The organism is Amycolatopsis sp. NPDC114505 (assembly GCF_055633615.1).
The window spans coordinates 1157425-1170266 of the sequence record NZ_JBVKDV010000003.1 but is presented as its reverse complement, the minus strand read 5'-3'; the positions used below and the strand labels follow the sequence as shown (position 1 = coordinate 1170266).

The following is a 12842-nucleotide window of genomic DNA, read 5'->3' as shown; positions in this document are numbered from 1 at the left end:
GCTTGGCCGTCGCATCGGACCCGAATCCACAGCGGACGGTCGAGGGGGCCTACGACTGACCCGGCCCGAAATCTCCGATGGACTGCACCCCCTTTGGTCGGCTGCCTGAGGTTTGCTCCGTTGCGTGGCCGGCTTCTTGACACTGAACGGCGGAACAGGCAGTCGGTTTCATGCGCGACGGCGGGCTCGCATGAAGGAAACTTGCGATATCCATGGTCGGTGGGAACGTCGCCGTAGCGTTCGGGATCATGAACTTGGACCGCACAGCGGCACTGAGGGTGCACAACGTCAGTCTCGTTGACGGTGTGGAGGACACCGCAGTGCCCGACGCCGTGCTGCAGGCCGATGAAGACGGACGGATCACCTATGCCGGCCCGGCGAGCGAGGCACCGCCGCCGCCACTGGGTGTTCCGGTCATCGACGGCCGGGGTGGCACGCTGTTGCCCGGGTTCTTCGATTGCCACGTCCACCTCGGAATGCCGTCGGAGCAGTCGGTGGTGGAACAGGCGCTCACGACGAACGACGTGATGCGGGTGCTCGGGACCGTGCGGCGGATGCGGCTGACGCTGGATGCGGGCATCACCTCGGCGCGTGACCTGGGAGCCTTGCCCGCGGCCTACCGCGACGCCGTCTCCGGCGGCGAACTGGCCGGGCCGCGGCTGCAGGTGTCGGTCGGCATCATCAGCCACACCGGTGGCCACGCGGACAGCACGCTGCCCAGCGGCCTGCATCTCGACTTCGACTTCTGCGTGCTGGCCGACGACGTGTCCGAGGTGCGGCTCGCGGCGCGTCGGATGCTGCGCGCCGGCGCCGACGTCGTCAAGATCTGCACCACCGGCGGCATCAGCAGCGCGACGGACGACCCCGACGACGAGGATCTTCTGGAGGAGGAAGTCGCCGCCGTCGTGGACGAAGCACGCCGGCACCGGGGCCGCGTGGTCGCGGCGCACGCGCAGGGGCGGGCCGGAGTTCTCGCCGCGATCCGCGGTGGTGTCCGCTCGGTCGAACACGGTTTCGGCATCGACGACCAGGGCTGTGACCTGCTGGGCGAGCGCGGGGCGTTCCTCGTCCCCACTCTGGAAACAGTCTTCCGGCCGCTGGAACGGGGCACGACTTCGCCGTGGCGCTACGAGAAGAAGCGGCGCTGGAACGAGATCGCCAAGGAAAACATTGCCGCTGCCATCGAACGGAAGGTGAACATCGCAGCGGGCACTGATGCGGGAATCGCCCCGCACGGGAACAACCTCGCCGAGCTGGCGCATCTGGTCGAGCTCGGCATGAGCCCGATGGACGCCGTCCGCGCCGCGACGGTGAACAGTGCCCGGCTGCTCGGGGTCGATGACCGGCTGGGCACTCTGCGCCCCGGCATGCTCGCCGATCTGGTGCTCTGCGCGGGCGACCCGCTGCGGGACATCACCGTGCTGTCGGTGCCGGAAAACATCGTCGTCGTCGCCCAGCAGGGAGTCGTACGCAAGAACCTTCTGTCGGTGCAGCCTCTCGCAGCTTCACCGCTTCTGGAAAGGACCTAATGACCGAGCACCCGAGCATCGACGTCATCGTCATCGGAGCCGGGCCCACCGGGCTCACCCTCACGTGCGACCTGACCCGCCGCGGCTTCGCGGTCCGGATCCTCGAGCAGGCCCAGGTGCCCAACCGCGCCAGCCGGGCCAAGACCATCCAGCCGCGCTCGCTGGAGGTGCTCGACGACCTGGGGGCGGTGGACCACGTCCTGCGCCACGGTGTCGCCAAGCTGCCGATGCGGTTCCACGAGCCCTCCGGCGCGGTCGTGGACAAGCCGCCGATCTCGGTCCCGGCGGACGACTCCGCGCACACTCCCTACCCGGATCCGTTGTGGATCGGGCAGTTCCACGTCGAGCACGCGCTGCGGCAGCGGCTCGAAGAGCTCGGCGGAGCCGTCGAGTTCGGGAGTGAGGTGACCGGGTTCGAGCAGGACGACGACGGGGTCACCGTCGCGCTGCACACCGGTGACGGCGCGCGGACCGCGCGAGCCCGCTACGTCGTGGGCGCCGACGGCGGCAAGAGCAGCACCCGCAAGTACGCCGGGCTTCCCCTGCTGGGCAAGACCTACGACGAACAGCGTTGGTACCTCGGCGATGTCACCGTGGGCTCGGACCTCGACCGAGGCCGCATGCACATCTGGCCCTCCGAGCGGGGGATGCTCGGCCTCACTCCGCTCGGCGACGATGTGTGGCAGTTCCAGAGCCCCATCCTGCCCGGGGATGTTCCCGGCGTGCCGTCGCTGGAGTTCTACCAGCAGCTGTTCGACGACCGGGCCGGAACGGGCACCGTCGTCCTCACCAGCGCCAGCTGGCTGTCGGTGTACCTGATCAACGTCCGCATGGTGCAGACCTACCGCAAGGGCCGCGTTCTGCTCGCCGGCGATGCCGCCCACGTGCATTCCGCCGCCGGCGGCCAGGGCATGAACACCGGCATCCAGGACGCCTACAACCTCGGCTTCAAAATGGACAGCATTCTCAACGGTGCGTTGTCGACGCTGCTGGACACCTACAGCGAAGAACGGGTCCCGGTTGCCCGCCGAGTGCTCGCCATGAGCACGGACAAGATGGCCAAGGCCATGGCGGCGGCCGGCGGCGGCGAGGAGGAACTCGGTTCCGCGCTCGCCGGCATCGGAGACGGGAAGATGAACACCGGCCTGGGCATCCACTACCGCGACAGCCGGATGACCTTTCGCGGCGGCAGCGAAGTCATCTCCGGCCCTCAGCCCGGCGACCGGGCGCCCAACGTGACGGGCCTGGAGGGCGGAGAGGGCCGTGGCGGTCTGTTCGACCTCCTGCGCGGCATGCACTACTCGCTGTTCGTGTGGGACCACACCGCACCGGTCATCTTCGACAACGCCAAACCGACCCACCTGCACGTGCACCGGATCGGCCCGGGCCCCGGCAGCCCGATCGTCGACGCCAAGGGGGAGTTCGAGTGCGTCTACCAGCCCTACGCCGGAGAGCTGATCCTCGTGCGGCCCGACGGCTATCTGCTGGCTCGTATTCCCGCGGACCGGGAAATGGACCTCATCAACCATCTGGCGCCGTTCCGCTCGATCGGCACCACCGTCCGGCCCGACTAGGAGCCCACCGTGGAAGAAACCAGTACCGCCACCGCGGCGCCGGGCAGCCGGCTGCACCTGCGATGGACCCGGTTGCTCGTCGGCCAGACGGCGGTCTTGCTGCTGGTGAACGTCATGGTGGACACCGTGATCACCGCGCCGATCGTCGTGCTGCCCCAGATGCTCGGCCATTTCGGGACCGACGAGCCGGCGTGGCTGAACTCGAGCGCGATGCTGGCGGGAGCGATGTGGTCACCGCTGCTGGGGAAGATCGCCGACCGCTCCGGCAAACGCCGGACCCTGGTCCTGACCTTGGTCGTCGCGGCGGTGGGTGCCCTCGTGTGCCTGCTCGCGCCGACCATCTGGGTGTTCGTCGTCGGGCGGATGATCCAGGGAGCCGCGGTCGCGTCGTTGTTCCTCACCGTCGGCATCGTCAAGGACATCTGCGCGCCGCGGCTCGGGATGGTCGTCACCGGAGTCGTGACGACCGGTAACGCGATCTTCAGCATCGGGACGACGTTCCTGTTCCACTACCTCGGCGACGAGTACGGCTACCAGGTGGTCTTCGTCGTGGCCGGGATCCTGGCCGTCGTCACGGCGGTTCTGGTCCGCTTCCTGCTCCCGGAGTCGCTGATCCGGACCCCGGGCCGGATCGACGTGCGCGGGGCGCTGCTGCTCGGCGGTGGCCTGGCGCTGACGGTCGCCTACATCAGCTTCGGGTCGGAGTACGGCTGGGTCGGCGCGCTGCCGCTCCTGCTGGCCGGACTCGCGGCGCTCGGCGTCTGGTACCCGCTGTCGCGGCGGGTGCCCGAGCCCGTGGTCGACGTCCACCACCTCGGTCGCCCGCTGATCCTCACGCTGCTGGTGGTCGTCCTCGGAACCGGCGCCTACCAAAGCATGCTGCAGCTGTTCAGCCTGCTCAGTGACGTGTCGCCGGACCAGGGACTCGGCTACGGGCTCGCCGGCGCCGGAGGCGCGGCGATCGGGCTGCTGCTCGGGCTGCCGTCGATCGGGATCGTGCTCGGGGGCACGCTGGCGGGAGCGATCTCGACCCGGACCGGCCCGGCGCCGGTACTGGCCGCGGGGGTGGCCCTCGGGACGGTCGCGACCCTGGGGTTGTTCGTCGGAGCGGACTCGCTGCCGCTCGCCGTCGTCTGCTCCTTCATGCTGAGCCTCACCGCGGGGACCCTTGTGACGTCGGGCTTCAACATGGCGGGCATCTTGGTGCCGGCCGATCGCCAGGCCACCGTGTCCAGCCAGGTCATGGTCATGGTCGCGCTCGGCTCGGTGTTCCTCAACTTCATCGGCGCGGCGGTCCTGAAGTCCCACCGGGTGACCGTCGGCGGGGTTTCGCTGAACTCGGCCACGGGCGTGTTCACCTACGTCGGGATCGGGCTGGCCGCGTTCGTGATCGCCGGGGTACCGGCCGTGCTGCTGGTGCGGACCCAACGGGGAACCGGGCGCCGTGACGTTCAGCTCCGGTAGGCGCGGAGGAAGGCGTCGACTCCATCGGCGATGATCGCCGGGATCTCCGCCTCCGCTTCCTCCGGGGTGTCCCGAAGTGCTTCCAGCGCCAGAAGAATCGTCAGGGCGGTGAAGTGCTTCGTGGCACGTCGCGGGTCGGGGACCCGGAGCGTGCCGGCGGCGGCGAGCTGGGCGAACCGCTCGGCCAGCAAGCGTTCGGGTTGCTCGTCCACGGCCTCGGGCAATCGCGGCGCCGACGGGCCTTGCGAGGTCAGTCGCCGGTGGGCGACGTAGCTCGAGGAGGGGAAAGCCCGCGTCACCACGCGCATCGCGAAAGCGGTCAGCGCCTCGCTCAGGTCTCGGTCGTCGGTGAGTTCCTGGTCGACAGCCTCGCGCACGGTCGCGGTGACGTTCTCGTGCACCCGCGCCAGGACGCTCTCGAACAGCGCCGCCTTGTCGCCGAAGTGGTCGTAGACGGTGCGTTTGGACACCTGGGCCCGCGCGGCGATGGCGTCGACACTGGTGGGTTCGTAGCCATCGGCGACGAAGAGCCGCTCGGCGGCGTCGAGGATGGCGGCCTGCTTGCTTTCGGATCGCCGCCGTCGGCCCGGGGTCTGCTCGGTCGTCTTCATCGAGGTCATCTTCTCACCGTCTTCTCAGCCCATTGAAAACTACACCGTGTAGTGTGAATTTTGACGAAGGGAGCACTCGCATGGCTGAATCCACCAGGGTGCAGAGGGGTGGCGTCGCCATCCGGGCGAGCGGCCTGACCAAGCGGTACGGCAGCGCGACCGTGGTCGACGACCTGTCGTTCACCGCCGAACCGGGGGCCGTCACCGGCTTCCTCGGGCCGAACGGAGCCGGCAAGAGCACGACGATGCGGATGCTGCTGGGGCTGACCGAACCCACCGCGGGCACGATCACGATCGGCGGCCGTCGGATCACCGAGCTCGACGACCCGCCGCGCACCATCGGTGCGCTGCTCGACGCACGGGCCGTTCATCCCCAGCGCACAGCTTTCGATCACCTCCTCGCGTTCGCCCAGGCGGCGGGCCTCGGCCGGCCGCGGGTGGCCGAGGTGCTCGACCTCGTGGGGCTGACCGGCGCGGCCCAGCGCCGGGCGGGGGAGTTCTCGCTGGGGATGAACCAGCGTCTCGGCATCGCGACGGCCCTGCTCGGCGACCCGGCCGTCCTGGTCTTCGACGAGCCGCTCAACGGCCTGGACCCCGAAGGCGTCCGGTGGGCCCGCACCCTGCTGCGGAACCTGGCGGCGGAGGGCCGCACGATCCTCTTCTCCAGCCACCTGATGTCCGAAATGGAGCTGACCGCGGACAACCTTGTCGTGATCGCTCAGGGCAGGCTCGTCGCCGAGTCGACGCTCGACGACTTCGTCCTCGCGCACACGACGCGGACGGTCACGGTCTCTTCGCCCACGCTCGACGAGCTCGGGCGCGCACTGAACCGGGCGGAGATCGCGTTCGAGCGGAGTGAGAAGGGAAACCTGCTCGTCGCCGGCGCCGACCCGGCCCTCGTCGGCAAGATCGCCGCGGCTGACGGGATCGCGCTCGACGAGCTTGCCTGGGTACGCGAGTCCCTCGAGGACGTGTTCCTCCGGCTCACCCACGACGTCACCGAGTTCGAAAGCCAGGCCGCATGAAAACCATGACTCTCCGCCGGACGAAAGCGAACACCTCTCGCGGCACGCGTATCAACTGGGGCTTCTGGCCCACCGCGAACATGCTCCGCTCCGAGTGGACCAAGCTTCGCAGCGTCCGCACCACGTGGATCATCGCGTTCAGCGCCATCGCCTCGGGGGTCGCGCTCAGCACGCTCGGCGTTTCCGACCTCCTCGGGGGCGAACCGTCGGACCTGCCCGCCGGCTGGGATCCGACCGCGAGCAGCCTGAAGGGATTCCTCTTCGCGCAGCTGCTCATCGGCATGCTCGGCGCGTTCAGCATCACGCCCGAACACAGCAGCGGAATGATCGGCAGCAGCATCGCCATGGTGCCGGCGCGGTCCCGTCTCCTCGCCGCGAAGACGTTCGTCGTGGCGGCAGTCGCGCTGGTCACCAGTCTGCTCACCACGCTGATCAGCTTCGGCGTGGTCCAGCTGATGCTGCACGGAGCCGGGCTGCCTGCTGCAGGACTCGGCGATCCGGGCGTGCTCGGCGCCCTCGGCGCGGCCACGCTCTATCTGACCGCGGTCGCCCTCGCCGGGGTGGCCGTCGGCGTGCTGACGCGGTCGAGTACGGGCAGCCTCGCCGTGCTCGTCGGCGCCCTCCTCCTCGTGCCCGCCCTCGCCCCCGGCATCCCGGGAGCCATCGGTGAGGCGTTCGGGCGGTTCTGGCCGTTCATCGCCGGCCAGGCCGCCTACGCGGTGGTCCCGGCCGACGGTGCGGTCGCACCCGGCCTCGGGATCTCGATCCTGCTCGTGGCGACGGCGGCCGTCAGCGTCGCCGCCCACTGGGTGATCCGTACCCGGGACGTGTGATCGCCGTGCGGATGCCCCCGATCAAACCCGGTGACCTGTCCGACGAGCAGCGTTCGCTGGATCAGCACGTGCGCGGGATGCTGGCGGGACTCCACCCGCCGTTCACCACGACGGATGACAGCGGGGCGCTGATCGGCCCCTTTCCCGTGATGCTTCGCTTTCCCGAACTCGCCAAGCCGTTGCTGGAGTGGTTCACCTCGGTCACCGGCGGCAGCGTGCTGCCGGCGCGGGCGCGCGAGGTCGCCACCCTCGCCATCGGAGCCCGTTACGGTGCGGCGTACGAGGTCTATTCACACAGCAGGATCGCGCTGGCGGTCGGGCTTTCCGGCCACGTTGTCGCCACCCTGGTCGCCGGACGACGTCCGACCGATCTGACGCCGGAGGAGACCGTGGCGCACGACGTGGCGGCTCACCTTCACACCGGCGGCCCGATGCCGGAAGAGCTGTACCGAGCCGCCGTCGATTGCTTCGGTGAACTCGGTACCGCTGAACTCGTCTTCCTGATCGCGCAGTATGCGAGCATTTCGATGGTTCTCAATGCCTACGACGTCCCGGTACCGGTCGACGCCGAACGTGAACGGGAGTCCAGTGTCTGACTTCGTCGGAAGTGCTGCAGGTCGTATTCGCGACTTTCCGGTGAACCGAGGGTGTCCGTTCACCGTGCCGCGGGAATACGAGGAGATCCGGGATGGTGAGCGGGTCTCGAAGGTCCGGTTGCCTGATGGCGGGTGGGCGTGGGTGATCAGCCGGCACGAGGATGTCCGGATGGTGCTGAACGATCGCCGGTTCAGTGCCGACCGGCAGCACCCGGACTTTCCGCAGCGGGTCAAAGGCGGAGGGGCGGTCCGGCAGCAGGGTGAGCGCACGATGGTCGCGATGGACGCGCCCGAGCACGGGGCGGCGCGCAGGGCCGTGCTCGGCGAGTTCACGGTGCGCCGGATGGAGGCGTTGCGGCCGCGGGTTCAGCGGATCGTCGACGACCGGATCGATGTGCTGCTGGCCGGGCCGAGGCCGGCTGATTTGGTCGAGTCGCTGTCGCTGCCGGTGCCGTCGCTGGTGATTTGCGAGCTTCTCGGAGTGCCGTATGCGGATCACGGTTTTTTCGAAGAGAGCACCGCGAAGCTGATCAACCGCGATACCGCCGCGGCGGACCGACGGCTGGCGCTGGAGACCGTGCACGGCTATCTGATCGGTCTCATCGCGGAGAAGGAAAAGAATCCGCCGGACGACCTGCTCGGGCGGCAGATCGTCAAGCTCCGCGCGGACGGTGGCTACCGGCGAGCTTCGCTGGCGGCGACGGGCTTTCTGCTGCTCGCCGCCGGGCACGAGACGACCGCGAACATGATCTCGTTGTCAACACTGGCTTTTCTGCGGCACCCGGAGCAGCTCGCGGCGATCAGGGCCGAGCCGGGCCTGACGCTCGAGGCGGTGGAGGAGTTGCTGCGCTACTGGACGATCGGCGACAGCATGGCGCGGCTGTGCGTGGAGGACGTCGAGGTCGGCGGGCAGCGGATCCGTGCGGGGGAGGGGGTGCTGGCGCTCGGTTTCTCGGCCAACCGCGACCCGCGGGCGTTCGCCAATCCCGACGAGCTGGACGTTGCGCGCGGCGCGCGTCACCATGTCGCGTTCGGTTTCGGCCCGCACCAGTGCCTCGGCCAGAACCTCGCCCGGATGGAACTGCAGATCGTGTTCGACACGCTGTTCCGGCGTATGCCGACGCTGGCGCTGGCCGCGGAGGTGGACGAGCTGCCGTTCAAGGACGATGCGAACATCTACGGCCTGTACCGGCTGCCGGTGACCTGGTGACGATGTCGATGAGGGTGTGACCGCCCCCTACTCGGCCGCCTCGGCCAGCAAGGGCACGGACCGGACCGACCTGCCGTCGGCATCCAGAACCCGACCGAGGAGCTTGATCATGCGCAGGACCATCACCCGATCGTGGACACGCAACGCCGGCAGCGCCTGGCTCATCTGGCGCTCGAGGTCGTGAGCCTCGGAGATCGAGCGCAACGACGCGTCGACGACCAGGTTGCACGGCCCGGAAACGACATTGCAGGATCGGACACCCTGCAACTCCCGGATGCACTGCTCGGCCTCGGCGAGCTTGGTCACCCCGATCGAGCAGAAAAAGACGGTGTGCACCGTGCGCCCGGACAGGTGCGGGGAAATGTCGCATCGGTAGGTCACGAGCCCGGCGCCTTCCATGCGGGCCAGCCGTCGGCGGACGGCGACCGGGCCGATGCCCGCGTAGGTGGCCAGCTGTTCGAACGCCGCGCGGCCGTCGAGGCTGAGCGCGCGCAGGATTCGGTGGTCGGTCGGATCGAGGGCCGCTCGCCGCACCGTCCCGGTCGGCGGCGGCGAGTGCAGCTGCCGCCGCTGATCGAGGTCGAGTGCACCCTCCCGCCACTGGCTCGCGTCGACGGCAGAGTGCATCACCATGTGGCTGCGGACGTCTCGCACCCCGGCAACGTGACCGACCCGGTCGAGCAGGTAGCCGGCCAGCGCCTCGAAATCCGGGGCCTGGGCCAGCACCACCAGGTCCCGGGCCCCGGCCGTCAGCTTCACCGTCGCCGCCTCGGCGTCCTCGGCCAGTGCGGCCGCCACGTCGGTCGAATGCTGGGTGAGACAGCTGATCTCGACCGTCGCGACCGACGGCGTCAGGTGGCCGCCGAGGTGGGCGGTCACCCAGGCGACCCCGTCGGCCTGCATGCGCGACCACCGGCGGCTCACGGTCGCGGGGTCGACTCCGAGGACGGGCGCGAGGTCCCGCCAGCTCGCGCGGGGGGCGGTCCGCACGGCGTCCACAATGGCCAGATCCAGTTCGTCGTAGGCCGGCACCGACTGACACCTTTCATGTGCCATGAGTTTCAGGACGAAGGGAAATGAGAAGTCGCCGAACTGTGCCCCGTGCCCGTGATAAGAATCATGGGAATTCCTGGACTGACTTCGAGCAAACCCTCCAGGTCAATGGCCCTGATTTGCTGTGGCCCCGATCCCGGCGAGTACGACGTCGGTGAGGCGCTCCGCCTCGGCGTGACCGAACGGGACGTCGGTCCGGCTTGGAAAGGGGTGCATCGGGCCGGAAATCAGCTGGGCGAAGAAGAGCGGGTCGACCGGCGGTAGCTCGCCGCGTTCGGCAGCTCGTTCGAGCCGGACCCGCACCAGTTCCAGACGGCGTTCGTACACGCCGCGCACGGTCTGAGTCACCGCCTCGTGTTCGCGGCTCTGCGCCGCGATCGCCAGAGCTCGACCGAGGGGTGTGTCCAGTTCGGCCGCCAAGGTCACCAGGAACTGTATGAGGTCGGCGCGCAGGTCGCCCGTGTCGGCGAACGGGACCTGCTGGTCGGCGCGGTGGCTCAGCGCTTCGATGGCCAACTCGCTGCGCTGGGGCCAGTTGCGGTACACGCTCGCCTTGTTCACGCCGGCGCGATCGGCCACCTCTTCGTATCGAAACCCCATGACCCCGTCGCGTGCGATCAGCTCGACGGTCGCCTGGAGGACCTGTGCGCGCACGCGGGCGGTTCGCCCGCCGGGCCGCCGGGTGTCGGTCATGCGTGTCACCTTCCCGTTCGGTGTCCCTCCCAGCTGCTCACTGGTCAGCTACTTTATCACTAAAGCGACGGATAGTCGCTTTAGGCGGAGGGATCATCATGGACATCCTCATCTCCGGAGCCGGGCTCGCCGATCGATGTCCGCGGTGACGCGATCGCCGCTGCGGAAAACATGGGCCTGCTGGCGAAGATTCGCGACCGGCGGCTGCGGATGACCGAGAACAGCGTCTTCGTCGACGTCGATGGCACTGTTCTCGCCGCACTGCCGCTCGCGGAAACGAGCGACTCCGACGACGACATCGAAATCGCACGCGAGGACCTGGCGACCGTGCTCACCGAGGCACTGCCTGCCGAGCAGCTCTCCAACGGCTCGACGGTGTACGGCTGGACGTCGACCCACTATGACAAGATCCAACGGTTCAGCGCGCCACACTTCCCTGATTCGGGCAGGAACTGAGGAGTCGGCAGCGGTCGTGCGCGTCCAGCGGTGACGGGAAGGGGGAGTCAGGTGGAGTCCGTTGAGAGTGGTGCGCTGTACCGCCTGGTCGACGGGAGCGGGGGCAACCTGCTCGTCGGGGCCGAAGAGCTGGACGGTTTCTTCGTCTCTCCGGGCGACGACTCGTCGGAAGTCGCGTTCTTACGGGCGCGCCTCGGTGAGAGACCTCCGCGGCGCCTCGAGGACGCGGTCCTCGAGGTAGTGAACACACAGCGCGAAAGAATAGGTGAGTACCTCGTCGGAGGGGTGATTTTCGGTGAGTCCGGTACTGCGGACGCGCGGGGCGAAGTTCCCCGCGTTTCGTTCCGGTACTTCGGCGACCGGTGTGAGTATCCGGAAGCAGCCGGGATTTGGCTGCGGTGGGCGTCGGGACGGCCGCTGCGGACGGGCGAGTGGCTTCAACGCCCGGCCGGCCACCACCAGGCTTGGCTGCACGTCGTGCGGAACTCGTGGTTCGCCACCGGTCACGGTGCTGTCAGGTACGGGAACGCGGAGGTGATGACCCTCGACGGTGTATCGACTGTGACGAAGGCCGGCTTTTACTGTGCGCTGGGCGAAGCTGCTAACGGTCCGGGCGGCTACTTCGGTTCGAATGTCGACGCCCTCGCCGATTGCCTCCGCTCGAGTCCGGTAGGGACGCGACCGGTCAGGCTCTTGTGGAAAGACTTCTCCTCCTCTGAAGAGGCGCTGGGGAAGCAGTTCGTGAGCGCGATCACGGCTGTCTTGGGTGAGTTCGGCGTGGTCGTCGAGGTTCGATGACTCCGGACGACGTGATCCCGGGCGACTTGCTGCCTCGGAGGAGATCGCGCTGCTGGACCGGGCGCTGGTGGAGTGGGGTGGTCCCGCCCGATGTGGTGACGAGTTTGCGGTCGGCATGGGGTTCGCGGGTCTCGATGACCTGGTCGTCCAGTGTGAACGGCTGCGAGCCGCGTTGAGGGCGGGGAGTCCGTTGGCCGCTGCATGAGGACTATGCCGAGTCGTCGGTGTCGTCGTACTTCGCGTTGTTCTGGACCATCCTCAACGGCGCGGTGCGGGCGCGGATGATCCCGGCCAACCGTGCAACGGTGTCCGAGTGTCCAAAGGCGAGTACGACACCGAACGGCTGGTAGGCACTCCGGCGCAGGCGCTGCGGGCGGCGATGCGGCTCTACGAGCTTGGTCTGGGGATGTCGGGGTTCGTGCTGTGCCTGATGGATTTCTATACCGGCGCCCGATGGGGTGAGCTCGTCGGGCAGCAGCGGCACGAGTACGACTCCGAGCGACGTGGCATCGAGATCCGGACGCTGCTCAAGGAAGTTGGCGGGAAAGTCTACAAAGGAGGCCGGAAGAGTGATGATCATCACTTGGACGGTCGCCAGCGGCCGCCGACGCGGCGGGGGAACTCGCGGCCGAAGAAGGGGCGGACGAAAACCCCTGCGGGAACTCGGTTCGTGGCGCTGCCGCCGGGGATCGCGGTGCTCTACGAGGAGCTGATGGACAGCCACCGGGAGCCGTTTGTGATGTGCACTCCGGAGGCGCATCCGTGGCGGCGGTCGAACTTCCGGATCCGGTCTTGGTGGCCGGCGTGGGACGGTGTCGAGCTGGAGGACGCCGGGGCGGGGGAGCGGCGCCCGCCGATCCTGCCGACTTTCACCTTCCATGAGGGACGGCATACGCACGCCACGTGGCTGACGGAGGACGGGATCCCGGAGGTCGCCCCGCGGGCGCGGCTGGGTCAGCAGATGAAGGGGAGCGCTGGCTGCGGTCTCTGGCCGCGCTGT

General features: G+C 68.6%; 13 protein-coding genes. 9 read left to right on the top strand and 4 right to left on the bottom strand.

The window, feature by feature from the left end; translation table 11 throughout:
- Positions 1 to 248: 248 nt before the first annotated feature.
- Genes ACZ7OU_RS34775 through ACZ7OU_RS34765 form a run of 3 tightly spaced genes read left to right on the top strand, consistent with a single transcriptional unit; the run spans position 249 to position 4567 of the window.
- Complete coding sequence (locus ACZ7OU_RS34775) at positions 249 to 1529, top strand: metal-dependent hydrolase family protein (protein WP_470244676.1); 1281 nt, start codon at positions 249 to 251, stop codon at positions 1527 to 1529.
- Positions 1529 to 3103 carry an FAD-dependent monooxygenase gene (locus ACZ7OU_RS34770; protein WP_470258457.1) on the top strand — a complete coding sequence of 525 codons (1575 nt, stop codon included), beginning with the start codon at positions 1529 to 1531 and terminating at the stop codon, positions 3101 to 3103. The genes ACZ7OU_RS34775 and ACZ7OU_RS34770 overlap by 1 nt, the downstream gene beginning before the upstream one ends.
- Before the next feature lie 9 nt (positions 3104 to 3112).
- Positions 3113 to 4567 carry an MFS transporter gene (locus ACZ7OU_RS34765; protein ID WP_470244674.1) on the top strand — a complete coding sequence of 485 codons (1455 nt, stop codon included), beginning with the start codon at positions 3113 to 3115 and terminating at the stop codon, positions 4565 to 4567.
- Here the strand turns inward: ACZ7OU_RS34765 and ACZ7OU_RS34760 are convergent.
- Positions 4555 to 5187 (bottom strand): TetR/AcrR family transcriptional regulator, encoded by a 633-nt coding sequence (locus tag ACZ7OU_RS34760; protein ID WP_470258456.1) that lies wholly within the window; start codon positions 5185 to 5187, stop codon positions 4555 to 4557. The two genes, ACZ7OU_RS34765 and ACZ7OU_RS34760, sit on opposite strands and share 13 nt — an antisense overlap.
- Positions 5188 to 5258: 71 nt before the next feature.
- Between ACZ7OU_RS34760 and ACZ7OU_RS34755 the strand changes: the two genes are divergently transcribed.
- From ACZ7OU_RS34755 to ACZ7OU_RS34740, 4 genes are read left to right on the top strand one after another with little or no spacing between them, the layout of a single operon-like run.
- Positions 5259 to 6203 (top strand): ATP-binding cassette domain-containing protein, encoded by a 945-nt coding sequence (locus ACZ7OU_RS34755; RefSeq protein WP_470258455.1) that lies wholly within the window; start codon positions 5259 to 5261, stop codon positions 6201 to 6203.
- Positions 6204 to 6208: 5 nt separating this feature from the next.
- Positions 6209 to 7036 carry an ABC transporter permease gene (locus tag ACZ7OU_RS34750; protein WP_470258454.1) on the top strand — a complete coding sequence of 276 codons (828 nt, stop codon included), beginning with the start codon at positions 6209 to 6211 and terminating at the stop codon, positions 7034 to 7036.
- Positions 7033 to 7632, top strand: a complete 600-nt coding sequence (locus tag ACZ7OU_RS34745) for a carboxymuconolactone decarboxylase family protein (protein WP_470258453.1) — start codon at positions 7033 to 7035, stop codon at positions 7630 to 7632. Before ACZ7OU_RS34750 ends, ACZ7OU_RS34745 begins: the two co-directional genes overlap by 4 nt.
- Positions 7625 to 8842: a cytochrome P450 gene (locus tag ACZ7OU_RS34740; RefSeq protein WP_470258452.1), complete on the top strand. Its 1218-nt coding sequence runs from the start codon at positions 7625 to 7627 to the stop codon at positions 8840 to 8842. The genes ACZ7OU_RS34745 and ACZ7OU_RS34740 overlap by 8 nt, the downstream gene beginning before the upstream one ends.
- Before the next feature lie 27 nt (positions 8843 to 8869).
- On the opposite strand, the gene ACZ7OU_RS34735 is transcribed toward ACZ7OU_RS34740, so the two are convergent.
- Positions 8870 to 9874 (bottom strand): Lrp/AsnC family transcriptional regulator, encoded by a 1005-nt coding sequence (locus ACZ7OU_RS34735; RefSeq protein WP_470258451.1) that lies wholly within the window; start codon positions 9872 to 9874, stop codon positions 8870 to 8872.
- 126 nt (positions 9875 to 10000) lie between these two features.
- Entirely contained in the window at positions 10001 to 10588 is a 588-nt protein-coding gene (locus tag ACZ7OU_RS34730; RefSeq protein WP_470244668.1) for a TetR/AcrR family transcriptional regulator, read from the bottom strand.
- Between the two features lie 171 nt (positions 10589 to 10759).
- Between ACZ7OU_RS34730 and ACZ7OU_RS34725 the strand changes: the two genes are divergently transcribed.
- Entirely contained in the window at positions 10760 to 11044 is a 285-nt protein-coding gene (locus ACZ7OU_RS34725; RefSeq protein ID WP_470258450.1) for a hypothetical protein, read from the top strand.
- A gap of 51 nt (positions 11045 to 11095) precedes the next feature.
- Positions 11096 to 11842, top strand: a complete 747-nt coding sequence (locus ACZ7OU_RS34720) for a barstar family protein (protein ID WP_470258449.1) — start codon at positions 11096 to 11098, stop codon at positions 11840 to 11842.
- Positions 11843 to 12050: 208 nt separating this feature from the next.
- Here ACZ7OU_RS34720 and ACZ7OU_RS34715 read toward each other — a convergent pair whose 3' ends face one another.
- Positions 12051 to 12422, bottom strand: coding sequence for a hypothetical protein (locus ACZ7OU_RS34715; RefSeq protein ID WP_470258448.1), 372 nt, complete (start codon positions 12420 to 12422; stop codon positions 12051 to 12053).
- Between the last annotated feature and the right edge of the window lie 420 nt (positions 12423 to 12842).